The sequence below is a fragment of the Veillonella sp. HPA0037 genome (genome assembly GCF_000411535.1).
In the GTDB taxonomy this organism is placed as follows: domain Bacteria; phylum Bacillota; class Negativicutes; order Veillonellales; family Veillonellaceae; genus Veillonella; species Veillonella atypica.
Genome location: NZ_KE150483.1, coordinates 1,834,128 through 1,859,882 on the forward strand (window position 1 = coordinate 1,834,128; position 25,755 = coordinate 1,859,882).

Sequence of the window (25,755 nt, forward strand, 5' to 3'; positions counted from 1 at the left end):
ATATAAAGGAGATACAAATGGGGTCTATAGGAACACCTGAATTAATAGTCATTTTAGTGATTGCTCTAGTTATCTTCGGACCTGGTAAATTACCTGAAGTGGGTAAAGCGATTGGTAAGGGGATCAACGAATTTAAAGATGCTCTTTCCGGCCCAAAGAAAGCTGTCGATGAAACAAAGGAAGCCGTTAAATCTGCTACTACTATCGATGTGACAGCTGGGGCTAAAAATGATGAAAAACATAAGGAAGCTAATGATTAGGAGGTATTATTATGTGCAAAGATTGCGGTTGTGGTGAAGATAATGGCGTTGTAACAAAGGTATTCACTGTACCTGGTATGATGTGTAATAATTGTAAGGAAACAGTAGAAGGTGCTACATTAGGCCTAGATGGCGTACTTAGCTCCGAAGTTGATTTGCCAAATAAAACGGCTACTGTATCTTTTGATCCAGCAAAGGTATCTGTTGAAACGATTACAACAGCTATTGAACGAACTGGATTTGATGTAGAGTCCGTGGTTGATGGTGTTCGTGAACATAGCCATGGTTTACTAGGTACGATTAAACGTCTCTTTAAATAATCGAATTCATAGAGCTGTATTGAAACATCGTTTCGATACAGCCCTTTTTGTATTGTGAGGTGATGAGATGATACGCAAGTTTGATTCGGAAAATTTTAAATGGGATGGCGTCGATACCTTGGTGTATAAACAAGATGGTAGTCCTTTTAAGGATGTAACACGACAAGTGCTATATGATGGGGCTTATGACATTCCCTGCCAATTCCGTTATTTTGAATGTTTGCCCGGTGGCTACTCTACGTTAGAGTATCATGAGCATACACATATGGTTATGATTGGCCGCGGTAAGGGGCAGCTTTTACTAGGTGATGAAATTTATGATGTAGCACAAGGGGACTTTATTGAAATCCCAGGCAATACAATTCATCAATTTAGAGCTAATAAGGGCGACTATATAGGATTTTTCTGCCTTGTTAATAAAGACCGAGATAAGGTTAAATTATTGACTGATGAACAAATGGAGACATTGCGTCAAAAACCTAAGATTAAGGAATTTTTGGAGGGACTATGAGTACATGGACACGAGCGGCCTTAACCGTTTTGATTGGCCTGATTATTTGGTTTTTGCCTCATACAGAGGCGATTAAGCCTGAAGGTTGGCATTTGTTGGCTATCTTTACGGCTACGATTGTTGGTTTTATTTTGCGCCCTTGGCCGACGGGTATTATGGCACTCTTTGGTATTGTTGCTGCTGTGGCAACGAGCTCTATTACGATGGTGCAAGCTTTGGGTGGCTATGCAGAGGCTAATGTGTGGCTTATCGTAGCAGCCGTATTCTTTTCTAGAGGTATTATTAATTCCGGCCTCGGTAAGCGCATTGCATACACATTAATTCGTGCCTTTGGTACAAGTTCTCTGAAATTAGCCTATGCCTTAGCTTGTACGGATTTGATTATCTCTCCAGCTACGCCATCTAATACGGCGCGTGGGGGCGGTATCATTTTTCCAATTGTCCAAAATATTTCCCTTGCTTTTGACTCTGAGCCTCATGGCAATACAGCACGTCGCATAGGGGCGTACTTGATGACGACGGCCCACACCATCAATACAATTACAGTAACAATCTTTTTAACTGCTTGTAGCGGTAACCTATTGATCACATCCTTAGGTGCAAAATTATTTGGTTATGATATTTCTTGGTGGGAATGGTTCCAAGCGGGTGTCATCCCTGGTGTTATTTGTATGATTTTGATGCCATGGTTTATCTATAAAATCTATCCGCCAGAAATCAAAGAAACACCAGAGGCGGCTGAGATGGCACAAAAGGAATTAAATGCACTTGGGCCAATTACGAAATCTGAAATTTCTGTGGCTATTATCTTTATCCTGTGCATTTTGCTTTGGGCTACGGCGATTTGGACAAAGTTACATCCTACAGTAGTTGCTATGATGGGTGTTCTTGCTTGTGTTGTAACTGGCTCCCTTACATGGGAAGACATATTAGGTGAACGTACCGGTTGGGATATCCTCATTTGGATGGGGACCCTCGTTGGTATGGCTGGCCTTCTTGGTAAACTTGGTGTAGTGGCTGTGTTTGCTAATTTTGTAAGTCAACATCTCGTAGGTATCGATTGGTTCTGGGCATCTTTTATCATCTCTGCAACCTTCGTATACTCTCAATACTTCTTTGCTAGTGGTACGGCGCGTATTACCGCATTATTCTCCGCCTTTGCAGCCATTTTGGTTGCCATGGGTGCACCGATTCCATTTACCATCTTGCTCTTTGGTTTGATGAATAGCCCTGGCTGTACATTAACGCATTATAGCTCTGGTGTAACACCAATCTTCTTTGGTGCAGGCTATGTACCTCAAGGCACATGGTGGCGCGTAGGTCTTGCTATTTCTGTAGTAAGTTTTATGATTCACTTCTGGGCTGGTACATTTGGTATGTGGCTGTTCGGTATTTTATAATATATAAATCCCTCGCTACGGCGGGGGATTTTTGTATATCGAATATTGGTGCATAAACATATATGGGTATAGCTATTGGGTATGGTGAACTTCATAAAAAAAATATAATAAATCTATAGAATATTTATTGCATGACACTATGGAACGTGTTATTATAGTTTTATCGTTACAGATTATTTTAGGAGGAAACATGTTCGGTTTAGTCATTAGCTTGTTGATTATCGCGCTGGTCGTGATTATTAAAAACATTCGAATTATGAACAACAACTTAACACGTTTTTGTCTTAAAAGTTCCGCGAATGGTTTAATATACAATCAATAAGATTTGACTATAGTGTTTCTTATTTGTATGTATTCCATGGGGTACATAGGTTTTTATGTATGTATTAAGGAATTCTGTAAACAAAAGGAATATCATTTGTAAACTTTTAAGACGGTTCTTTGGAATCGTCTTTTTTTTGTTCATTGTGAAAGCCGTCCAAGTGGATACTTTCAAACGAAGTGAGGAGAATATCATGAGTTGTAGAAGTGACAATTTAAAAACAGGCGTAGCACGTGCACCACACAGATCTTTATTAAAAGCACTCGGTTTTGTAGACGAAGAATTAGGTAGACCGGTCATTGGTATTGCCAATTCCTTCAATGAAATCATTCCTGGTCATGTGGGCTTGAAAAATATTGTACAAGCCGTAAAAGACGGTATCCGCAACGCAGGTGGTGTGCCAATCGAGTTCAATACAATTGGTATTTGTGACGGTTTGGCGATGAACCACATCGGTATGAAATACTCCTTGGTAACTCGTAATATCATCGCTGATTCCATCGAAGCAACAGCTATGGCAACACCATTTGATGCTATGGTATTCATTCCAAACTGTGATAAAGTAGTACCTGGTATGTTGATTGCTGCAGCTCGTCTAAACATTCCATCCGTATTCGTATCCGGTGGTGCTATGCTTGCAGGCGTACACAATGGCAAAAAAATCGGTTTGTCCGACGTATTCGAAGCAGTAGGTAAACATCAAACTGGTGAAATGGGTGATGCTGAGTTAGCTGAAATCGAAAATACCGCATGTCCTACATGTGGTTCTTGCTCTGGTATGTACACAGCTAATACAATGAACTGCTTAACAGAAGCTCTTGGTATGGGCCTTCCTGGTAATGGTACAATTCCAGCAGTATACTCTGAACGCTTACGTCTTGCTAAATTAGCAGGTATGCAAGCAGTAGAGGTATTGAAAGCAAACCTTCGTCCTAAAGACATTATGACACGCGAAGCCTTTGAAAATGCAGTAGCTCTAGATATGGCTTTGGGTGGTTCCTCTAATACAGCACTTCATTTGCCAGCTATCGCTCACGAAGCAGGTGTACCATTGTCCTTGGACGACTTCGATCGCATTGCACAAAATACACCTCAATTATCCAAATTGTCTCCATCTGGTAAATACTTCATCGAAGATTTGTATGCTGCAGGCGGCGTATCTGCTGTGTTGAAACGTTTAGCAGAAAATGGTCGTTTGCATACAGATTGCAAAACTGTAGCTCTTAAAACACAAGGTGAAATTGCAACAGCAGCTCATGTTGTGGATGAAGATGTTATCCATCCATGGAATAATCCTGTTCATGAAACAGGTGGTATTGCCGTTCTTAAAGGTAACCTTGCTGTAGACGGTTCCGTTGTAAAAGCAGGGGCCGTAGATGATGATATGCTCGTTCACTCTGGCCCAGCAAAGGTATTCAACAGCGAAGAAGAAGCTGTTGAAGCTATTACAGGCGGTAAAATCGTAAAAGGTGATGTGGTAGTTATCCGTTACGAAGGCCCTAAAGGTGGTCCTGGCATGCGCGAAATGTTGACACCGACATCCATGATCGCTGGTATGGGTCTTGATAAAGACGTAGCATTGTTGACTGACGGTCGTTTCTCTGGTGCTACTCGTGGTGCATCCATTGGTCACGTATCTCCAGAAGCAGCAGCTGGTGGCACAATCGCCGTTGTTGAAGATGGTGATATCATCAACATCGATATTCCAAACGGCAAATTGGAATTAGCTGTATCTGACGATGAAATCGCTCGCCGTAAAGCAGCATTGAAACCATTCAAATCTAATGTAACTGGATACCTTAAAAAATATGCTCTCCATGTATCTTCTGCAGCACAAGGTGCTATCGAAATTTTAGAAGACTAATAGGAGAAGTATTGTTATTACTACAAGAGTAGGTGTCTTATGCATAAGTTATATGATTTTATGGAAGCCCGTGAACGGTTGAGCACGATTACGGTAAAAACTAAACTGCTTCATAGCGATGTGTTCTCTGAAGAGTGTGGCAATGATGTGTACATCAAGCCAGAAAACTTGCAAATAACAGGTTCCTTTAAGGTGCGTGGAGCATACAATAAAATTGCTAAATTGACGGAAGAAGAAAAGGCGCGCGGCGTTATTGCCGCGTCCGCCGGCAACCATGCGCAAGGTGTAGCGCTTGCTGCAAAACGTCTAGGCATTAAGGCGACAATCGTCATGCCAAAACATACACCTCTCATCAAGGTGAATGCTACAAAACAATATGGTGCCGAAGTCGTTCTACATGGTGAGATTTATGACGAAGCGTACCAAAAAGCGATGGAATTACAACAAGAGCACGGATATGTGTTCGTCCATCCTTTTGATGACGAAGATGTCATCGAAGGCCAAGGTACTATTGCCCTTGAAGTTCTTGAGGAATTGCCTGATGCGGATGTATTACTTGTTCCAGTAGGTGGTGGCGGTATTGTTTCTGGTATCGCAGCTGCTGCAAAATTAAAAAATCCTAGCATCAAAGTAATCGGTGTAGAACCTGAAGGTGCGGCTAGTGCAATAGCTGCGTTAAAAGCAGATCATCCTGTACCACTTAGTGAGGTGGCAACTATCGCAGATGGTACAGCTGTACGTCAAATCGGCGAAACTACATTAGAATATATTAAGAAATATGTAGATGAAATTGTTACTGTCTCTGACTACGAGTTGATGGAAGCCTTTTTGTTGCTCGTTGAAAAACATAAATTAGTAGCAGAAAACTCTGGTATTTTGCCTCTTGCAGGTCTAAAAAAATTAGACTGCAAAGGTAAAAAGGCAGTAGCCATCGTCAGCGGTGGTAATATCGATGTATTAACCATTTCTTCTATGATTAATAAAGGTCTCGTATTGCGTGGCCGTATCTTTACATTCTCTGTAAACCTTCCAGATAAACCAGGCCAATTGGTTGCTGTATCTCAAATGCTTGCAGATGCGGATGCAAACGTTATTAAACTTGATCATAATCAGTTTAAAAATCTTGACCGCTTCCACGAAGTAGAATTACAAGTTACTGTAGAAACCAATGGTGAAGAACATATTCAAAGCATTATTGATACTTTTAAAAAGAATGGTTATACCATTAAACGTTTAAATTCCAGCGAAATTTTATCTGAATAGCTGGTTGAAAGGGTTCCTATGAGCGCAGAAACAATCAATGGGGCACGTATTGTCCTTGAAACATTGCATCGCCTTGGTGTAACCGACATGTTCGGTTATCCAGGTGGCGCGGTAATTCCAATTTATGATGAAATTTATAGCTTCCCTGAAATTAAACATTATTTTGTGCGTCATGAACAAGGTGCAGCTCATGCGGCTGATGGATATGCTCGCGTATCCGGTAAAGTTGGCGTATGCCTTGCCACATCTGGCCCTGGTGCTACGAATCTTGTAACAGGCATTATGACTGCTTATATGGACTCTGTGCCTATGGTAGCCATTACGGGTCAAGTAGGACGCGCACTAATTGGTAAGGACTCATTCCAAGAGGCGGATATACAAGGTATTACGATGCCAATTACAAAGCATAACTATCTTGTGCAAGATATTCACGACTTACCACGAATCATTAAAGAAGCGTATTTCATTGCTGGTACAGGTCGTCCTGGCCCTGTATTAATCGATATTCCTAAGGATATCCAAACCGAAAAAATATCCATGACAGAATACAATAAATTGTACGATGTGCCAATTCAACTTGAAGGTTACGATCCAACCTATAAAGGTCACCAAGGACAAATTAAAAAGGCTGCAACCCTTATTAAGAACGCGAAACGTCCTCTTATTATTGCCGGTGCAGGTGTATTAAAATCCGGTGCCATGGCAGAACTTAAAGCATTGGCCGAAAAGGCTCAAATTCCTGTAGCTAATACCTTGGTAGGCCTTGGTGGATTCCCTGGTAACCATGAATTGGCTCTTGGTATGGTCGGTATGCATGGAACGGTAGCGGCTAACAATTGTACAGAAGATGCAGATCTCGTTATTGCGGCTGGTATTCGTTTCCATGACCGCATAACAGGTCATCCAGATTTTTTCTGTAAAAAAGCAAAGATTATTCATATCGATATCGATCCAGCTGAAATCGATAAAAACGTTACCATTAACGTACCAATCGTAGGCGATTTAAAACGAGTATTAACCGAATTAAATACTTTTGTTGAACCTACTACACATGAATCTTGGATTGCGCAAATTCGAGAATGGCAACAAGAATATCCTATGGTTGTTCCTAAATCGACTCATGGTGAATTACATCCTCAATATGTATTATCTGAACTCAATAAAATTGCTAAGGATGATGCTATTATCGTAACCGATGTAGGCCAACATCAAATGTGGGCTGCTCAGTTCTTAACACATAAGGCGCCACATACCATCGTAACTTCTGGTGGTGCTGGTACGATGGGCTATGGCTTACCAGCGGCAATCGGTGCTCAAGTGGGTGCTCCTAACAAACAAGTCATCCTTGTTGTTGGCGATGGTGGTTTCCAAATGACCTGCGAAGAACTTATGATGGTTCGTCAGTATAATTTGCCAATTAAGATTGTCATCATCAACAATGGATATCTTGGCATGGTGCGTCAGTGGCAACAAATTTTCAATGACCGACGTTATTCCTATGTAGATTTAGAAGTGAGTCCTGATTTCTTAAAGCTAGCCGATGCATTTGATTTGAAAGCAGCGCGCTTCGATTCAGTTGAAACATTCAATAAAGATTTTAAATCCTATATTACATCTGATGAAAGCATCGTCTTGGATTGTCGCGTTGAACGTGAGGATAATGTATTGCCAATGATCCCAGCCGGTGGTACTGTGAGTGGCATGATGGGCAAGAAAGGGGTGCTATAATGGCTAAAGAACATCAAGTGTTAGTGATTGCCAAAAATACGGCGGGTATTGGTACTCGTATTTTAGCACTCTTCAATCGCCGTGGTTTTAACGTTACGAAAATGACTTCTGGCGTTACAAATAAGCCTGGCTATGCACGCATTACGCTTACTGTTGAGGCTGATGACCGTGCACTTGACCAAATTCAAAAGCAAATTTACAAACTGATTGATGTGGTTAAGGTGAAAGTATTTGATGATCATGATGTAGTTTGTCGTGAGTTAATGCTTATCAAGGTGAAAGCAACGTCTACAACGCGATCTCAAATTGTTCAAATTGCCGATGTATACCGCGGTAATGTACTTGATATTTCCCCTACATCTATGATTATAGAAGTCATCGGCAGCGACGATAAATTACGCGGTTTCGTACAAATTATGGAAACCTATGGTATTCTTGAAATCGCTAAAACCGGTATTACCGCTATGAGTCGTGGAGAAAAAATGTAGGAGATGGTTGTGTGAGTAGTGAAGTACTACATTATGAAGATGTCACATTTCGTCGCGATGGTCGAGAAATTCTAAAAGGCGTAGATTGGCACGTGGAAGAAGGTGAAAACTGGGCTCTATTAGGCCTCAATGGGGCCGGTAAATCAACGATGCTCAGTATGATTCCAGCCTATCAAATCCCGACGACAGGCCTATTGCGCGTATTTGGCCATGAATTTGGCAAATATGCATGGGTGAAGATTAAAAATCGCTTAGGATTTGTAAGCGCCACATTGGGCCAATTTCAATCTACCTTAGATCGCCAATTGGTAGAGAATGTCGTTATTTCCGGTGCTTTCAACACTATCGGCGTCTATAAGGACGTCTCTGAAGGCCAGCGAAAAAAAGCGATAGACCTAATGGAAGAATTTAAAATCTCCTATTTGGAAGGCCATACATTCTCCACCTTATCCGTTGGCGAACAACGTCGTGTACTATTGGCTCGTGCCATCATGGCAGATCCTGATTTGTTGATCTTAGATGAACCTTGCTCTGGTCTTGATTTGCCGGCTCGTGAGCAATTCTTAAGAACCGTGGAAAACATGGCTCGTGATGAGAAGAAGCCTTTTATCTATGTATCTCATCAAATCGAAGAAATTATGCCTAGCATTACACATGTAGCAATTATTAAAGATGGTCTCATCGTGTATAAAGGCAAAAAACAGGACATCTTAACAGACGATATATTGACCGATGTTTTCGGTATTGATGTATCCGTTGTTTGGGAAAAAGATCGCCCTTGGGTTATCGTTAAATAAGGTATGAAAATTTCAGAATTCATATTTTTTTAATACAAAGAGGGTACAAATTTAGTTATGAATTAGTCTATTTGACTATTCGATAAATTACGATATACGCTACAAACCTTGCAATTATTTGCGAGATTGTGTACAGTATATATATTAAATATTCTATTGAATATAAATTGGAGGTTGTCTAACATGGCAGGTAAAATTTTAGGTACAACAGTTTACTATGATGAAGATTGCAATTTAAGTAAATTGGAAGGCAAAAAAATTACAGTTTTAGGTTACGGTTCCCAAGGTCATGCTCATGCATTGAACTTGAAAGAAAACGGTTTTGACGTAACTATCGGTCTTCGCGCTGGTTCCAAAAGCTGGGCAGTAGCTGAAGAAGCAGGTCTTCCTGTAAAAGAAACTGCAGAAGCAGTTAAAGGCGCTGACATCGTTATGGTATTGATTCCAGATGAATTACAAGCAGACGTTTATGCAAAAGATATCGCTCCTAACTTGAAACAAGGTGCATACTTAGCATTCGCTCACGGCTTCAACATTCACTTCGGTAAAATCGTTCCTCGCGAAGATATCAACGTATTCATGGTAGCACCTAAAGGTCCTGGCCACTTAGTACGTCGTACATACCAAGAAGGCTCCGGCGTTCCTTGCTTGTACGCAGTAGAAAAAGACCCATCTGGCGATACTGAAGAAGTAGCATTAGCTTGGACCTCTGGTATCGGTGGTGGCCGTGCAGGTATCTTGGAAACTAACTTCAAATCCGAAACAGAAACTGACTTGTTCGGTGAACAAGCTGTATTGTGCGGTGGTTTGACTGCATTGATTCAAACTGGTTTCGAAGTATTAACAGAAGCTGGTTATGAACCTGTAAACGCTTACTTCGAATGCTTGCATGAAATGAAATTGATCGTAGACCTTATCTACGAAGGTGGTTTCCAAAAAATGCGTAACTCCATTTCTAACACAGCAGAATATGGTGATTACTATGCAGGCCCTCGCGTAATTACTCCAGAAACTAAAGAAGCTATGAAACAAATCTTGGCTGACATTCAATCTGGTAAATTCGCTGATGAATTCTTGGCTGATTCTAAAAATGGTCAAAAATTCCTTAAAGAACATCGTGAAGCAGCAGCTGTTCATCCAATCGAACCAGTTGGTGCAGAACTTCGTAACTTGATGAGCTGGTTGAAATAAGAGATTGCATTAGTAATTTCTTGATAAGCATAGGCTTACTGAAAGCGACCCCATTTGGGGTCGTTTTTTTATTGAGTAATACAAGTACGTATGATATAGTTAACGTAGAGTCAATGTAGTATATTTTGGTATAAGGAGAGATACTATGAGTTCTACAACTATTATTATCATCGTGGCGGTTGCAGTCATTTGGGCCATTTTGTTTGCCGTATTTATGAAGTTCAATAAAAAACGACAAGCCGGTGAACAACAATTTGTACAAGAGAATGCTAATAAAGCGATTCTTCATATTTATGGTAAATCTGTAAAGGTTGATGGTAAGGACCTTTCTACTATTGATCATAAAACTGGTCAATATGGTCAAGTCATTGTGGCATTAACACCAGGAGAACATACTATTGAATCCGTATATTATACGACGGATAATGTGGGTACTAAAACAAAGAATGTTGAAACACAGCCTGTTACCATCACAATTCCAGTACAAGCAGGTAATGAATATAATGCGGCTATGTATTTCTATTCCGCAGAACAACGTAATGCGTATTATAAAGGTGATGTTGACGATGCCGTTTTAGAAGTTGAACTAGAATTAGAATCTGGTTTTACAGCGAATACTCATGCTTATATCATCGTGTACCGTGAATGTAAATAAATTAGTATAGTAACTGTTTAATAGAGCTATCATTGTGGTAGCTCTATTTTTTATAAATCGTTGGTGGTTATTATCATATTTATTTGTGATATAATAAAAAGATATATGAAAGGAGCATAATTATGGACTTCTATACCGTTTCCTATGTGGAAAGCCAAATCACATCTGGTCATACATTAGGGTTCGTTATCTTTGTAGTTGTTTTATTAGCCCTTCTCGGAGTAGGTATTCAAGTTTTGCGTAATGGTTTTACAAGCCGCTATCGTGATTTAACCGTTATTTTATCATTAGTTATTGTATTTTTCTTAGGTCTTGAATATCAAGAATATGGGCGTATGAAGGTGTATTCAGAAGATTCCTCTCGCATGGCTCAGTTCTTACACTCCTTTAGTGCCGATCGTGGTGTTGATGAAGGTCAATTAGCTGTTAACTCCTTAAAGGTACGTAATGGTATAATTTTAAAGGTTAGCGATGCATACTATGAGGTGCAATTTAACCCTGAATTTACTACCTATACAATCACTCGTGTGTATACAGTAAGCCCTACAGATCGAATTCATGATAAAGCGGATGTATTACCATAAGGAGGACCACATATGACAGAAGCTATGGCCGTCTATGGGATGGTCTTTGCCAAACTCGCCATAGGTCTCTTGGCGATTATTTTACAAATTAATTTAATGGGTAAAGGTAATTTGGCGCCTACCTCAGCCTTAGACCAATTACAAAACTATGTACTCGGTGGCATTATCGGTGCCATCATCTATAATGATGCGATTGGTATTTTACAATTTATGTTAGTTCTCATCTTATGGACTATTCTCGTAATGACGCTTAAATTCTTAAAAGGCAATCTTCGATTCTTTAAAACAATTCTAGATGGTCATCCTGTAATTGTTATCGAAAAAGGTCATATCTTAACTGAAGAATGTATGCGTTATGGTATTCAATCGGCTGAATTAAAACTAAAACTTCGCACAGCTGGTGTTCAATATGTAGCAGATGTTAAGCGCGCCGTATTAGAGCAAAATGGTCAGCTTAGTGTTGTTCAGTTCGGTGAAGAAAATATTCGTTTTGATTTGATCAATGATGGTCAAATTAATCAATTTACTCTTGATGTAATTGAAAAAGATAAAGAATGGCTAGAACAAGAGGTACAGGCACAAGGGTATTCTATTAAGGATATCTACATTGCGGAATACAGAGATGGTAAAGTCGTATTGTATCCGTATGAGAAAAAACATCGGCCTCAATTGGTAAAAACAATTAAAACAAAGACTATTCATACAAAGGATAAAATAAAATCTAAAATATAATCTCTTGAATTATATATAGAGAGCGTTGTTAAGCCCACTTTTCGTAGTGGGCTTATATAGAAAGGAAATTAGTGAACCGTAAAGATTTAATTGATCGATTACAAGAACTTTATAAAGATGAGGATAGTCGCGTAACTATTAACCCTCATGCGGAGCAAAAGGTTGCTATTGTTTATCCAAATACCTATTTCGTTGGCATGAGCAATTTAGGCCTTCACATTATCTATGAGGAAATCAATTTGCATCCATCTAGTGTATGCGAGCGGATATTCTTGCCTGAGAAAAAGGAACTAGACGTCTATGATAAGACGAAAACTCCGCTTATGAGTGTTGAAACGCAACGACCTATGCATCAGTTTGATGTAGTGGCCTTTGATGTGACCTTTGAAATGGACTATTTTCACATTCCATTAATGCTACGACATGGGCGTGTGCCTGTTATGAGCGAAGATCGAACTGGCTTTGATCCTATCGTCATTGCCGGAGGACCTTGTGCGACATTTAATCCTGAGCCCTTTGCCGATTTTATCGATGCTTTCATCATCGGTGAAGGGGAGGGCATCGTAACTGCTTTGTTAGAACGAATTCGCAAGGGTCGTGAGAATGGTGAAAGCCGAGAAGAAACGATTGCCGGACTAGCTCAAATTGATGGTGTATATGTACCTGTTTTATATACGCCTCAATATGACGATAATAAGCGTTTTGTTGGCTATGATATAGCAGATGGTGCACCCAAAATCATACGACGCCACTTTGAGCCTCTAACAAGTGGAGGTGAAACGGTAATTGCTACGAATTTCACCGAGTTTGGTGCCATGTATATCATTGAGGTAGCTCGAGGCTGTGGCCGTCATTGTCGATTTTGTATGGCGGGGTATTGTTTCCGCGTGCCCCGTGTACGACCACTGGATATCTTGAAAGAAGGCGTCGATAGAGCAGAAAAGTTAGGGAAAAAGGTGGGCCTTATGGGGGCGGCCATTTCCGATTATCCAGAGGTTGATGAGCTCGTAACCTATATTCGCTCTAAGGATATGCGTTATTCTTGTGCGTCCTTGCGCGCCGATTCCTTGACACAAGCCGTTGTCGATGGATTGGCTGAAAGTGGACAAAAGACAATTACTATTGCGCCTGAGACGGGTAGTGAACGATTACGCCGTGTCATCAACAAGGGGATTAGTGAAGAAAATCTTCGCACTGCTGCTCAGTTATCTGCTAAGTCTGGCATTCAACATATGAGGCTATATATTATGATAGGACTTCCCACAGAAACGGATGAAGATATAGATGCCATTATCGGGTTAGCAGAACGTACACAAGCACACATGGCTGAGGTGGGCTGTAAAGGTCGCTTAACACTTAGCATTAATCCATTTATACCAAAGCCATTTACACCATTCCAGTGGATGGCTATGGATCATCAAAAGAGTGTAGAAAAGAAATTACAATATATTAAGAAATCATTGCAAAAAAATCGTCGCATCGAGGTACTCGTTGAGTCTCCTAAAGAAGCATATATCCAAGGTGTACTCGCCCGAGGTGACCGCCGCTTAGGCAAGGTACTCGCTGCATGTGCTCTAGATAGAGGTAGCAAATCCTTTAAATCTGAAATGAAAAAAGCCGGCCTCGACATGGATGACTGTAATTATCGGGAACGCAAGTTTGAGGATTATTTGCCTTGGTCTCATTTGGATATGGGCCTAAGAAATGGTTATTTAGAACAAGAATGGCAACGGGCCGTTGATGAAGCGTATACACCGCCTTGCATGGAAGGGTGTAAGCGCTGTGGCGTGTGTAAGTGATTCGAGAAATAAATAGTAGAGGAACAGTCGTATGGATATTACTGTTGTAAATGTAAATACAAATGATGATCGTAAATGGTCTTTTGAAATGCCTAACTGGGCCAATCAATTTCCTCTGGTTATGGGGGATACATATCGTCATGGCGGTGTATGTAAGAAGCCATGTGAATCTCTAAATTTAGCTACTCACATAGGAGATTCATTACAAGATGTATTAGATAACCGCAGCATTGTGGCTGATCATTTAGGCGTATCGCTAGACCGCATTACCTGTGGTAATCAAGTGCATGGACTCAATGCGGTACGCATTACAGAAGATTTAATCGGTGCTGGCGCCATGAGTTCTGATACAGCTATTCCAGATTGTGATGCAATCTATACGGATATACCCAATATTCCATTATTCTTATTTACTGCAGATTGCGTACCAGTAGGCATTTACGATCCTGTGCATCATGTGGTGGCTACCGTTCATGCAGGATGGCGCGGTGCTATAGGCCATCTACCGGTTATCACCCTAGAGGCGATGCAACGAGATTTTGGTACGCGCTTTGAAGACTGCTATGTATATTTAGGACCTAGCATTGGACCTGAATCCTTTGAGGTTAATCAAGAACTGGCAGATACTTTCACAGACGAGTGGCAGAAAATAACTGATGCCAATCGTGATGAATTGGTCCGATATATCGTTAGAGATGGTGCGTCGAAAGCGACACCACATGTTGATTTGTGGCGATTTATCGAAGAAGATTTGTTGCAACGAGGTGTTCCAAAGGAACAAATCTGTATTGGTGGTACCGATAGTATGACCGATGAGAATTGTTTTTCCTATCGTCGTGAACATGGAAAAACAGGGCGTATGGCATTATTTGGTATGCTCGAAAAACGGTAAAGATATACATTATTGGTTAAATATTATATAATATAAGTCTATAGGATATTTATTTATACGTTACTATATGGGAGGATCATATGATTGAAGAATCCCTTCATAAAATCCAACAACGCATGGCTGATGCAATGGCTAGCGTAGGGCGCACGGATACGGCGTTACTTGTTGCGGTTACAAAGAATCATCCTGTAACGGCTGTAGAGGAAGTGGCTCGCCTTGGATGCACTCATGTAGGCGAAAATCGCGTGCAAGAGGCAAAAGAAAAACAAATGCTTTATACAGGTCCTAAATTGGTATGGCATTTAATTGGCCATTTACAAGTTAATAAGGTTCGTCAAGCGGTACCGATGTTTGATTTGATTCATTCTGTAGATAGTAAGAAACTATTAGATGAAATCGAAAAGGTTGCTGCTAAGCATGATAAGGTACAAGACATATTGTTACAAGTCAATGTAGCTCGCGAAGCGAGTAAGTCTGGTATGTCCGTAGAGGATTTTCCTGACATACGAGACTATGCGAAGACCTTACCGCATGTACGCGTTAAAGGGTTGATGTGCATGGCTCCGTTTTTCGAAAATCCGGAGGATGCAAGACCTATCTTTAGAGTGGCACATGCTTTGTATGAAGATATGAAAGGGTATTTCCCTGATGGGGATATACAATATTTGTCGATGGGGATGACACATGACTTTGAAATAGCCTTACAAGAAGGGGCTAACATCGTGCGTGTAGGCACTGCCATCTTTGGGGAACGTGTATATAACTAATTGGGAATATAACAGTGTGAGTATATTAGGAGGATTACCATGTCTATGGGAGAACAATGGCAAAAAATCAAAAATTTTATCGGCATTAATAATGATGACCGTTATGATTATGATGATGAGTATGAATATGAAGATGATGAGGACTATGCAGAGGACGTGCCACCAGTAGCACCAACAGCAGCTGCATCTGAGTTCCATCCACGTAAGGTAGGAGGCACATCCACTATGACACAACGTCCAACAGCCATGAAAGTAGTTGTTATCGAACCTAAGGTTTTTGAAGATTCTGAAAGCATCACTCATCAATTGCGTGACATGCGCCCTGTATTGATTAACTTTGAAAATACAGATCCTCACGAAGCAGCTCGCATCGTTGACTTTGTATCTGGTGCAACATTTGCATTAGATGGCAAATTGGAAAAGGTAGGCAAAGACATTTTCATGTGCGTGCCTGTAAATGTATCCATTGATTATAATAATGAATCTGAAAGTGGAACAACTGAGCAACAAGAATTTAACTGGCAAAATAAATAATCCGGTATAGAAAAAGTGGTGATACTATGTTGGGAAAAACAGTATGTATAGGCGTAGGAGCCATGGGTGGTGCCCTTTTACGAGGCGCACTTTCACAAGGCATATTACGTAGAGATGATGTATCAATCGTAGTGCGTCGCCCTGAACATCGCGACGAATTAGTTGACGAATTGGGCGTTACAGGTTATGTAGAATTGCCTGATATGGCGCAGTTTGACACGATTATCTTAGCTGTTAAACCACAGGTATTACCATCTGTATTGAGCCAATTAACGTCTGTGAAAGCGGGTGCTACGGTTATATCTGTGGCAGCTGGCGTAACATTAGATACCTTGCGCAAAGCATTACCAACTGCGGTGTTGTACCGTGCCATGCCGAATACTCCAGCATCTATTGGATGTGGTATGACTGCGTTGACTGCGGATAATGGAGCTGATACAATTCACGTGGAGGCTTTATTTAATGCGGTTGGTGAAGTAGCCGTTGTCAGTGAAGCCGATCTAGATCGATTAGGCGCTTTGTCTGGTGCCGGCCCAGGATATATGTTTGTCATTTTAGATGCCTTGGCTGATGCGGGAGTTCGCATTGGATTACCTCGTCAATTGGCGATTAAGGCGGCTGCCCAAACGATGTATGGGGCTGGTAAAATGGCATTAGAATCCGGCACGCATCCTGCTATATTGCGCGATCAAGTGACTAGCCCTGGTGGCACTACGATTGCTGGCATTGGAGCTATGGAAAAAGGTGGCTTGCGCAGTGCCCTACAAGATGGGGTTGTTGCTTGTTTAGCTCGTTCCAATGAATTGGGGAAATAATGGCTGATACTAGTAAATTAATTAGATATTTTGAAGCAAGCGGTAGCGGTGAAGAAGCGCGCCGTATGCTCGATTTAGCAGAACAAGTAGTAAAGGGAAAACCGTATCGCGTATGTGACTTTACAAGTCCTGCAGGACTTGTTATCGCTGATGCAATTAAGGCGGCTTATCCTGAATTACTCGTTCAATCCTATGGCGGCTATGAAGGGGCGGAACGTATTCGTATCGCCTTTGTAGATAGTCATTTTCAAGGTACAGTAGATATGGGTATCGTTCCTTTGAAGGTATCTTGGGATCCACGATTTAGATTGTTAAATCATCGTGATGTGCTTGGTTCTTTGATGGGGCTTGGCATTGATCGCTCGAAATTTGGCGATATTATCATGGGCCAAGGGGGCGCACAAATTCTCGTAGATAGCGCTGTAGCAGATTTTGTAGTGCAAAATTTTACAAAGATTGCTATGGTTGCCGTATCTGTAACTCCGATGGAGTTAGATGAGATAGCACCAAAAGAAGAAAAGATTAAAGAAGTGCGTACTACCGTTGCATCACTTCGATTGGATGCGGTAGCAAGCTCTGGCTTTAGCGTATCCCGTACCAAATTGGTGAGCGCTGTAAATGCCGGTTTATTGCAAGTAAATTGGCAACCTGCAAAGGGGCCATCCCAAGAGGTCAAAGAAGGGGATATCATCTCTATGCGTGGTCGTGGCCGAATGAAGGTAGAGGCTATTACGGGCACATCCCGTAAGGGACGTATCGGCGTTTACCTTAAACGATTTATGTAAGCAAATAAGTAATCGGCTTGATTCATCAAGCCGATTTTTTATACCGCTTATGTATATCTATAGTTTCATATGTAGGTATACATAAGCGGTATCATCAATTATGCGAGGTTCATTATGATATCTCTAACATTACAAACTACAGCGAGTGATACCATTTTATTTGTAGGTGGTGGCGCCGTGGCTGAACGACGTCTAGCATTATGCTTAGACGAGCCCTGTCAATGCATTGTCATTAGCCCTGTTATAACAGATCAGATGAAAGCTTGGCATGAGGATAACAGATTTATTTGGCACAATACAGTATTTAGCGATGACCATATAGGCATTGTAAAACAATGTAAATTATTGTTTATCTGTACAGATAATAAAGCTGTTAATGATTATATCGAAGCTATAGCACGCAATAATGGCATACTAGTCAATCGTGCCGATAATGCTACAGTTTGTGATTTCACAGTACCATCAACAATCGATATGGGTGATTTGCATGTTGCGATTAGTGCTAATAATGGGGGACCACGTATTAATCGTCTTGTGAAACAAGATATGATGAATCGTTATAATATATTGCAAATTGCCATACCGAGACTTAAAATTATGAGGGAAGAGGTAAAGTTACTTATCCCTAGCGTAGAGGAGCGTAGCCGTTTTTGGCGCACTCACCTAGGCGAATCTGAATTTCAGGCCATTCTTAAGGGACAATGGTCTTTGATAGAGGAGAAACTACACCATGCAATTAGTGGTATTAGGACTAAATCATAGAAGTGCTGCCGTTGAGGTGCGTGAACGTTTCTCGTTTGAAAAAAACGAGGTAGAAAGCGCCTTAAATCGACTCTATGAATACGAAAAAATTTCAGAATGCGTCATTCTATCGACTTGCAATCGTACGGAAATTTATGCCGTATTAGAAGATGTACAATCTCCTAAAGCGTATATGCTCGATGTATTAAAGCATTTAAAACATGCCGATACAATTGATGAATCCGCATTTTTCTTCTATGAAGAGAAAGCGTGTATAGAACATCTATTCCGTGTATCTGCTAGTCTTGATTCCCTTGTTTTAGGGGAAGGGCAGATTCTTAGTCAGTTAAAAGGTGCCTATATCGCGGCTTATAGTGCAGGCTTTACGGGAACCGTATTTAATATCTTGTTCCAACGCGCTATTAGCGTTGGTAAAAAGGTTCGGACCAATACAGGCATTGCGAATACACCTGTGTCTGTTAGTTACACGGCGGTTAACTTGGCGGAAGATAGCCTAGATAAACCACTTTCAGAAGCAACAGTCCTCATCTTAGGGGCTGGTACTATGAGTGAGTTAACAGCTACACATCTTCAAGCAAAGGGCGTAAAAACCATATTCGTATCAAATCGAACTTTTACCAAAGCGGAAGCCTTGGCGAAGAAATTTAATGGGCAAGCTATTAAATTAGATCACTATGTAGAACAAGCAGAACATGCAGATATCATCATTACATCGACGGGGGCACCGCATTATATTATTGGTGAAAAAGAGGCAAAACGGATTGCCGCATTGCGTCATGGACGCCCCATCGTGATGATTGATATTGCGGTACCACGTGATATTGATCCTGTCGTTGCGGATATCGAAGGTGTGTACCTATTCAATATCGATGCTCTAGAAAGCGTTGTAGAAGAGAATAAACAACAACGCGAGGAAGAGGCGAAACGGGCTGAACCGATTATTCACGAAGCCATCGATGAAGTGTTAGAAAAGTTTAGTTATTTATCCGTACGTCCTATGATGGCATTATTGACGGATAAGGCTGACCGTATTCGTCGCCGTGAATTACATCGAGCGCTGGCTAAATTGCCGGATATTTCCGATAAAGAGCGTCGCATCATTGATTCTATGAGTCGTATGATCGTTAGAAAAATGCTAAGAGAACCGATGATTCATTTCAATGAAATCGCCGGTACACAAGAAGAAGGTTTATATTGGGATTTATTCAAAGATATGTTTAATCTCGAGAAAGAAGGCTCGTAGTATGAGGAACCACATTAGAATTGGAACTCGAAAGAGTGCTCTTGCTTTATGGCAGTCAGAATATGTAAAAAGTGAATTGCAACGCTTATACCCAGGGGTTACCGTAGAATTAGTTCACTTTAACACAAAAGGGGACCGCATTTTGAATAAGCCCCTTGCCGAAGTAGGTGGCAAAGGTTTATTCACTGCTGAATTAGAGGTGGCTATGCATGCTGGTGATATCGATATCGCCGTTCATAGTTTAAAGGATATGCCTACGGAATTACCAGATGGTCTTACATTAGGTGCTATTTCAAAACGGGAAGTACCATTCGATGCTTTGGTCAGTCCTAAATACAAAACATTGGACCAATTACCAGAAGGTGCTCGCATTGGTACCAGTAGTTTACGTCGTCAAGCCCAACTATTGCATCGCCGTCCAGACCTACAAATCGAAGTCATCCGCGGCAATGTGCAAACCCGTCTTGGCAAGATTGAAACGGAAGGCCTCGATGGCGTCGTATTGGCACAAGCAGGCCTTAAACGGCTCGGTTTAGATGATAGAATCACACAAGTCTTTACGGCGGATGAAATGATTCCTGCTGTGGGGCAAGGTGCTTTGGCTATTGAATGTCGCAGTGACGATACTGAGATGTTAGAAATACTTTCAAAAATCGACGACGAACCAACACGCCTTGCCGTAGAGGGGGAACGTAGTTTCTTGAATCAACTCAATGGGGGTTGCCAAGTGCCGATGGGCGTATATGGAACCGTTGAAAAAGGGCAGCTCATATTGAAAGCACTCATTGCATCCTTAGATGGTAAAACTGTATATGAAGGGGAATTGTCTGGACCTGCTAAGAAAGGGGTTATGTTAGGCAAAAACCTTGCGAAAGCCTTATATGAAGAAGGGGGCAAACACATTGTGGAAGCCCTTGTTAAGGAGGGAATCATAAAATGACAGGTTTAGTATATTTGATCGGCGCAGGCCCTGGAGATTCTAAATTAATCACCGTAAAAGGTAAGGAATGCATCGAACGTGCAGACGTTATTGTATATGATTATTTAGCAGATGCTCATCTATTAGAATGGGCTAGACCTGATGCAGAATTGATTTATGCAGGGAAACAATGCAAAGATCATACCATGCACCAATGGGAAATCAACGAATTATTGGTAGCAAAGGGAAAAGAAGGTAAAATTGTAGCCCGCTTAAAGGGTGGTGATCCACTCGTATTTGGTCGCGGAGGGGAAGAAGCAATGGCCCTTCGTGAGGCCGGTGTTCCTTTTGAATTTGTACCTGGTGTTACATCGCCTATCGCTGCGCCTGCTTATGCAGGTATTCCTGTAACACAACGCGCTATGGCTACATCCTTTGCGGTTGTTACTGGTCATGAAGACCCAACAAAAGCGGTGTCTGGCATCCATTGGGAAGGTCTTGCCACAGCAGTGGATACACTTTGCTTTGTCATGGGCGTAGGTAATTTACCTACGATTGCAGAAAAATTGATGGCTTATGGCCGTCCTGCTAATACACCAGTGGCCCTCGTTCGCTGGGGTACTAAACCTGTTCAAGAGGTGCTCGTTTCCACACTAGAACATGTTGTAGAAGACGTGGAAAAGGCACAACTAAAAGCACCAGCCATCATCGTCGTAGGCGATGTTGTAAACTTGCGTGAACAATTGCAATGGTTTGATAACAAGCCATTATTCGGCAAAACGATTGTGGTTACTCGTGCTCGCTCTCAAGCTAGCAAATTCCGCGATATGCTCATGAGTCAAGGCGCCAATGTTATCCAAGCAGCAGCTATTAAAACAGAGCCTGTAGAATTATTTGATGAAGACAAACGTTTATTACATGGCGTAGATCGCTATTCTTGTGTCGTATTCACATCCGCTGAAGGGGTACGCTACTTCTTTGATGCATTGTACGGAGAAGGTAAGGATGCACGCTCTTTAGGCTATGCTAAGGTATGTGCTATCGGCAGTGCTACCGCTAAGGCGTTGACTAACTATGGTATTACGCCGGATATTATCCCTGTAGACTATAAGGCTGAATCTGTTGTAGATGCATTGAAACAGCATGTTAAACCTAGACATACAGTGCTATTAATTCAACCTAAGAAGGCTCGTGAAGTGATTCCTCGTGAATTGCGTCACTTAGATATCGACGTAGATATTTTGCGCTTGTATGAAACGCAACAAGATACATCTCAACAAGAGGCATTAGTAGATGCATTGCAACATGGTCATGTCGACTATATTACATTTACTAGCTCCTCTACAGTTACCAATACGTTAGATTTATTGGGTGAGGATGCACTTTCACTATTAGAACATACAAAGATTGCATGTATCGGACCTATTACGGCCGCTACGGCTATGAGTGCAGGTTTAAAGGTAGATATTATTAGTCCTGTATATACGACAGAAGGCCTTGTAGACACAATCGTGAAAGACTGCGCTAACTAATAGACTGTCATTATTAAACGGAAGAAGGAAATTTACTATGTACGATTTAACCTATCGTCCTCGCCGTTTGCGCACTTCTCCAGAAATGCGTGATTTAGTACGAGAAACAACATTAGATACAACTGATTTGATATATCCATTATTCATCGTTCCTGGTGAAGGGATAAAAAAAGAAATCGACACATTGCCAGGACAATACCATTTATCCGTAGACGAAGCGGTAAAGGTGGCGCAAGAGGCTTATGACCTCGGCATTCGTGGTGTAGAAATCTTTGGCATCCCTACCTATAAGGATGAACAAGGTTCCTCCGCATGGGATATGGAGCAACCGGTACAACAAGCGATTAAAGCCATCCGTGAAGCGGTGCCAAATCTATTGGTCATTGCAGACGTATGCTTATGCCAATATACATCTACTGGTCACTGCGGCATGATTGATCATCACGAAATTTTAAATGATGAAACATTACCTCTATTGTGCAAGGTTGCGGTTAGCCAAGCGCAAGCTGGTGCTCATATGGTGGCGCCATCTGATATGATGGATGGCCGTGTTGGTGCTATTCGTGAAGCTCTTGATGAAGCTGGTTTCACCAATGTATCTATCATGAGCTATGCTGCAAAATATGCATCTGCCTACTATGGTCCATTCCGTGGCGCGGTTAATTCGGCTCCTCAATTTGGGGACCGTAAATCGTATCAAATGGATCCGGCTAATCGCTTAGAAGCAATGCGTGAAATTGAACTCGATATCGCTGAAGGTACGGATATTATCATGATTAAACCGGCATTATGCTATTTAGATATCGTTCGCGAAGCCCGTGATCGTTATGAATTGCCATTGGCTGTCTACAATGTATCCGGAGAATATGCCATGGTTAAAACTGCGGCAGCCGCTGGTCTTATCGATGAACAACGCCTTGTTATGGAAACGATGCTCTCCATGAAACGTGCTGGTGCTAAGATCATCATTACATACCATGCCCTTGATGTGGCACGTTGGCTTAAACAATAAGGAGTGACTATGTTACAACTAGGTAAATCAGAAAAAGCATTTGACGAAGCTAAACGATATATGCCCGGTGGCGTTAATAGTCCTGTTCGCTCCTATCGCAGCGTAGGCTCAAACCCTCCATTTATTAGCTCCGCTAGTGGCAGCCGTATCTATGATATCGATAACAATGAATACATCGACTATGTGTTGAGCTGGGGCCCTATGATTTTGGGCCATGCGAACCCTGAGGTCGTAGCAAGCTTGCAAGAGGCTATTCCTCGTGGTACAAGCTATGGTGCGCCTACACTGTTAGAAACGGAATTGGCTAAGAAAATCCAAGCCTTCATGCCATCTATGGAAATGGTCCGTCTCGTTAACTCTGGTACAGAGGCGACCATGAGCGCATTACGCGTAGCTCGTGGGTATACGGGCCGCGACCGTATCGTTAAATTTGTTGGCTGTTACCATGGCCATAGTGATTCCCTATTGGTGAAAGCCGGCTCTGGCCTCGCTACATTTGGCGTACCAGATAGCCCAGGCGTACCAAAGGGCGTTGCAGAAAATACCATCACATTGCCTTACAATGATATTGATGCGGTTACACAATTATTCGATGAAATGGGCGATACTATTGCTTGTATTATCGTAGAACCGGTAGCAGGTAACATGGGCTGTGTGCCTCCGGTAGAAGGATTCCTTGAAACCTTGCGCGATGTAACAAAGGCGCATGGTGCCCTATTAATCTTTGACGAAGTTATGTGTGGATTCCGCGCTAGCAGCGGTGGTGCACAAAAACTATACAATATTAAACCCGATTTGACTTGCCTTGGTAAAATCGTTGGTGGTGGTATGCCTCTTGCTGTATTTGGCGGTTCTAGCAAAATTATGAGCGAAGTAGCACCATCCGGTCCTATTTACCAAGCCGGTACTTTGAGTGGTAATCCTGTGGCTGTAACGGCAGGCCTTGCTACATTATCTATGTTGCAACGAGACCCAACCATCTTTAAACAAGTGGAAGATAGCACAAAAGCATTGTGTAATGGCCTTGAAGAATTGGCTAAGAAATACAATGTGCCAGCGGTGGTGCAACGTGTGGGTTCTATGTTTACCTTGTTCTTTACAGATAAACCGGTTCACAATTTTGATGACGCTAGTGCATGCAATGCGGACCATTTCAAGACATTCTTCCATCATAACTTGAGCCATGGTATTTACTATGCGCCAAGTCCATTTGAAAGCAACTTCGTATCCATGTGCCATAAGGGCGCAGAAATCGATAAAACATTGGCTGTCGCAGAAGAAGCTTTCAAAATTATCAGTGAAACACTGTAATATTCTTTTGACGTAATCGATGTAGGTGATGAACATGCAATTTTACAAGAACTTAAAACGGGCTCGTGTACGCATGGGAAAGAGCCAAATCGAAGTCGCCAAGGCTGTAGGTATTAGTAATGCGGCATTGTCCAATTACGAGACTGGCTATAGAGAACCAGACCTCGATACGCTGTGCGCGTTGGCTCGTTACTATGAGCTGACCTTAGATGAACTCGTCAATGTTAATAATGAACAGCAAGAACGCATTTATGACATTAGCACCGCTGTGAAGGATACACATATTAAGTTCAAAGGGGACTTGTATGAATTAAAAGCATCGCAAAAAAAGGTTCTATTGCGAGAACTGGATACAGTGTTTGAAAAGTTTCAACGATCTCGTATAACATCCATCAAAGAAGGTACCTCACATCGCCATCCTCATATCAATCGGGGAGGGCTGTTGGGGGCAAACCTTGCGGTGAGTCGCGGGAAAAAATGATAAGTTTTGATTGGTTACTAAAAAATTTTTTAGAGCATTGTACATATTATTTATTAAAAATGACATCTATACTGAGTTAATAGCTTAGTATAGATGTTTTTTTGTTTATTAACATCAATAAATCTTTTGATATAAAGATCATTTTTATCCTCTCGAGTGCTATACAAAATTATATAGGCTAATCTACATGATAAAAAACACGAATATTAAATAGTAGATAAACAAAATTTAATATTCTGTTGCAAAAAAAAGTTAAGATTAATATATAATTTACATATAGAAAGGAGAGGGATTTATGAGAGTTGTACGTATTGCAGCAAGTTGTATTGGCTTGCTGACCACATTTGGTACATTGCCTAGCATGGCAGCCGATGTATCTACCCCTTTTATACAACAAGAAGCGGCCCGAGCCGATGCTTCGTTGCGTCAACGCGCAGAAGCACCAATGACTGGGGCCGCTTCGTTGCGTTCAGAATCAGCGTATGTTGGTCTTAGTAGTGCTCCTATGAAGGCATTACCAAAGGAAGCGATTGCATTTCCTATAGACCATATTGTTATTACATCGTCAGAACCTGTATTTAGTAAATATAAGAACCGTTTAGAGGCGTATGAGCATAATCGAATCGGGTCGGATGGAGTTACATTCCTTCAAAAGCAATTACAAGAACAATTATTAGCAGATGGATATGTCACAAGCCAAGTGGTTGTACCCAATCAAGATTTACATTCAGGGGCATTAACTTTTGAGATTTTACCAGGGTATGTTGAAGATATTGTTCTTGCAAATC

27 protein-coding genes are annotated in these 25,755 nt (G+C 41.4%); all 27 read left to right on the forward strand.

Annotated elements, in window-relative coordinates; genetic code table 11:
• Nucleotides 1-17: 17 nt before the first annotated feature.
• Nucleotides 18-260, forward strand: a complete 243-nt coding sequence (locus tag HMPREF1477_RS08385) for a twin-arginine translocase TatA/TatE family subunit (protein WP_005377864.1) — start codon at nucleotides 18-20, stop codon at nucleotides 258-260.
• Between the two features lie 11 nt (nucleotides 261-271).
• On the forward strand, nucleotides 272-580 hold the full coding sequence (locus tag HMPREF1477_RS08390; RefSeq protein WP_016476512.1) for a heavy-metal-associated domain-containing protein: 309 nt from the start codon (nucleotides 272-274) through the stop codon (nucleotides 578-580).
• Between the two features lie 67 nt (nucleotides 581-647).
• Complete coding sequence (locus tag HMPREF1477_RS08395) at nucleotides 648-1,091, forward strand: cupin domain-containing protein (RefSeq protein ID WP_005377848.1); 444 nt, start codon at nucleotides 648-650, stop codon at nucleotides 1,089-1,091.
• The gene (locus HMPREF1477_RS08400) at nucleotides 1,088-2,491 is read left to right on the forward strand and encodes a DASS family sodium-coupled anion symporter (protein ID WP_016476513.1); all 1,404 of its coding nucleotides are present in this window, start codon (nucleotides 1,088-1,090) and stop codon (nucleotides 2,489-2,491) included. Before HMPREF1477_RS08395 ends, HMPREF1477_RS08400 begins: the two co-directional genes overlap by 4 nt.
• Nucleotides 2,492-3,006: 515 nt before the next feature.
• On the forward strand, nucleotides 3,007-4,677 hold the full coding sequence (gene ilvD, locus HMPREF1477_RS08405; RefSeq protein ID WP_005377866.1) for a dihydroxy-acid dehydratase: 1,671 nt from the start codon (nucleotides 3,007-3,009) through the stop codon (nucleotides 4,675-4,677).
• 39 nt (nucleotides 4,678-4,716) lie between these two features.
• The gene (ilvA, locus tag HMPREF1477_RS08410) at nucleotides 4,717-5,940 is read left to right on the forward strand and encodes a threonine ammonia-lyase (RefSeq protein ID WP_016476514.1); all 1,224 of its coding nucleotides are present in this window, start codon (nucleotides 4,717-4,719) and stop codon (nucleotides 5,938-5,940) included.
• A gap of 18 nt (nucleotides 5,941-5,958) precedes the next feature.
• Nucleotides 5,959-7,668 (forward strand): biosynthetic-type acetolactate synthase large subunit, encoded by a 1,710-nt coding sequence (gene ilvB / locus HMPREF1477_RS08415; RefSeq protein ID WP_016476515.1) that lies wholly within the window; start codon nucleotides 5,959-5,961, stop codon nucleotides 7,666-7,668.
• Nucleotides 7,668-8,156 (forward strand): acetolactate synthase small subunit, encoded by a 489-nt coding sequence (ilvN, locus tag HMPREF1477_RS08420; protein ID WP_016476516.1) that lies wholly within the window; start codon nucleotides 7,668-7,670, stop codon nucleotides 8,154-8,156. Before ilvB ends, ilvN begins: the two co-directional genes overlap by 1 nt.
• A gap of 11 nt (nucleotides 8,157-8,167) precedes the next feature.
• Complete coding sequence (locus tag HMPREF1477_RS08425) at nucleotides 8,168-8,953, forward strand: ABC transporter ATP-binding protein (protein WP_016476517.1); 786 nt, start codon at nucleotides 8,168-8,170, stop codon at nucleotides 8,951-8,953.
• Nucleotides 8,954-9,136: 183 nt separating this feature from the next.
• Nucleotides 9,137-10,144: a ketol-acid reductoisomerase gene (ilvC, locus tag HMPREF1477_RS08430; protein ID WP_005375687.1), complete on the forward strand. Its 1,008-nt coding sequence runs from the start codon at nucleotides 9,137-9,139 to the stop codon at nucleotides 10,142-10,144.
• A 145-nt stretch (nucleotides 10,145-10,289) separates the two neighbouring features.
• Nucleotides 10,290-10,799, forward strand: a complete 510-nt coding sequence (locus HMPREF1477_RS08435) for a hypothetical protein (RefSeq protein WP_005375719.1) — start codon at nucleotides 10,290-10,292, stop codon at nucleotides 10,797-10,799.
• Nucleotides 10,800-10,921: 122 nt separating this feature from the next.
• Nucleotides 10,922-11,383 carry a DUF3290 family protein gene (locus tag HMPREF1477_RS08440; RefSeq protein WP_016476518.1) on the forward strand — a complete coding sequence of 154 codons (462 nt, stop codon included), beginning with the start codon at nucleotides 10,922-10,924 and terminating at the stop codon, nucleotides 11,381-11,383.
• A 12-nt stretch (nucleotides 11,384-11,395) separates the two neighbouring features.
• The gene (locus HMPREF1477_RS08445; RefSeq protein WP_016476519.1) at nucleotides 11,396-12,115 is read left to right on the forward strand and encodes a DUF421 domain-containing protein; all 720 of its coding nucleotides are present in this window, start codon (nucleotides 11,396-11,398) and stop codon (nucleotides 12,113-12,115) included.
• A gap of 71 nt (nucleotides 12,116-12,186) precedes the next feature.
• Nucleotides 12,187-13,914: a radical SAM protein gene (locus HMPREF1477_RS08450; RefSeq protein WP_016476520.1), complete on the forward strand. Its 1,728-nt coding sequence runs from the start codon at nucleotides 12,187-12,189 to the stop codon at nucleotides 13,912-13,914.
• 31 nt (nucleotides 13,915-13,945) lie between these two features.
• Nucleotides 13,946-14,806 carry a peptidoglycan editing factor PgeF gene (pgeF, locus tag HMPREF1477_RS08455; protein WP_016476521.1) on the forward strand — a complete coding sequence of 287 codons (861 nt, stop codon included), beginning with the start codon at nucleotides 13,946-13,948 and terminating at the stop codon, nucleotides 14,804-14,806.
• Between the two features lie 80 nt (nucleotides 14,807-14,886).
• Complete coding sequence (locus HMPREF1477_RS08460) at nucleotides 14,887-15,573, forward strand: YggS family pyridoxal phosphate-dependent enzyme (RefSeq protein WP_005380354.1); 687 nt, start codon at nucleotides 14,887-14,889, stop codon at nucleotides 15,571-15,573.
• Between the two features lie 39 nt (nucleotides 15,574-15,612).
• Nucleotides 15,613-16,107: a cell division protein SepF gene (locus HMPREF1477_RS08465; protein ID WP_005375690.1), complete on the forward strand. Its 495-nt coding sequence runs from the start codon at nucleotides 15,613-15,615 to the stop codon at nucleotides 16,105-16,107.
• A gap of 26 nt (nucleotides 16,108-16,133) precedes the next feature.
• Nucleotides 16,134-16,922 carry a pyrroline-5-carboxylate reductase gene (gene proC / locus HMPREF1477_RS08470; RefSeq protein ID WP_038148147.1) on the forward strand — a complete coding sequence of 263 codons (789 nt, stop codon included), beginning with the start codon at nucleotides 16,134-16,136 and terminating at the stop codon, nucleotides 16,920-16,922.
• On the forward strand, nucleotides 16,922-17,707 hold the full coding sequence (locus tag HMPREF1477_RS08475) for an RNA-binding protein (RefSeq protein ID WP_005380371.1): 786 nt from the start codon (nucleotides 16,922-16,924) through the stop codon (nucleotides 17,705-17,707). The genes proC and HMPREF1477_RS08475 overlap by 1 nt, the downstream gene beginning before the upstream one ends.
• Before the next feature lie 114 nt (nucleotides 17,708-17,821).
• A complete protein-coding gene (locus HMPREF1477_RS08480) occupies nucleotides 17,822-18,469 on the forward strand; it encodes a bifunctional precorrin-2 dehydrogenase/sirohydrochlorin ferrochelatase (RefSeq protein WP_016476523.1) in 648 nt (215 codons plus the stop codon).
• Nucleotides 18,438-19,712, forward strand: coding sequence for a glutamyl-tRNA reductase (gene hemA, locus HMPREF1477_RS08485; protein ID WP_016476524.1), 1,275 nt, complete (start codon nucleotides 18,438-18,440; stop codon nucleotides 19,710-19,712). The genes HMPREF1477_RS08480 and hemA overlap by 32 nt, the downstream gene beginning before the upstream one ends.
• A 1-nt stretch (nucleotide 19,713) precedes the next feature.
• Nucleotides 19,714-20,652, forward strand: coding sequence for a hydroxymethylbilane synthase (gene hemC / locus HMPREF1477_RS08490; RefSeq protein WP_016476525.1), 939 nt, complete (start codon nucleotides 19,714-19,716; stop codon nucleotides 20,650-20,652).
• Nucleotides 20,649-22,163 (forward strand): uroporphyrinogen-III C-methyltransferase, encoded by a 1,515-nt coding sequence (gene cobA, locus HMPREF1477_RS08495; RefSeq protein ID WP_016476526.1) that lies wholly within the window; start codon nucleotides 20,649-20,651, stop codon nucleotides 22,161-22,163. The genes hemC and cobA overlap by 4 nt, the downstream gene beginning before the upstream one ends.
• Nucleotides 22,164-22,200: 37 nt before the next feature.
• Complete coding sequence (gene hemB, locus HMPREF1477_RS08500; RefSeq protein WP_005380358.1) at nucleotides 22,201-23,175, forward strand: porphobilinogen synthase; 975 nt, start codon at nucleotides 22,201-22,203, stop codon at nucleotides 23,173-23,175.
• Nucleotides 23,176-23,184: 9 nt separating this feature from the next.
• Nucleotides 23,185-24,486, forward strand: a complete 1,302-nt coding sequence (hemL, locus tag HMPREF1477_RS08505) for a glutamate-1-semialdehyde 2,1-aminomutase (protein WP_016476527.1) — start codon at nucleotides 23,185-23,187, stop codon at nucleotides 24,484-24,486.
• A gap of 34 nt (nucleotides 24,487-24,520) precedes the next feature.
• Nucleotides 24,521-24,967, forward strand: coding sequence for a helix-turn-helix domain-containing protein (locus tag HMPREF1477_RS08510; RefSeq protein ID WP_016476528.1), 447 nt, complete (start codon nucleotides 24,521-24,523; stop codon nucleotides 24,965-24,967).
• A gap of 295 nt (nucleotides 24,968-25,262) precedes the next feature.
• The coding region (locus tag HMPREF1477_RS08515; protein WP_016476529.1) for a POTRA domain-containing protein at nucleotides 25,263-25,755 on the forward strand (493 nt) is incomplete at its 3' end.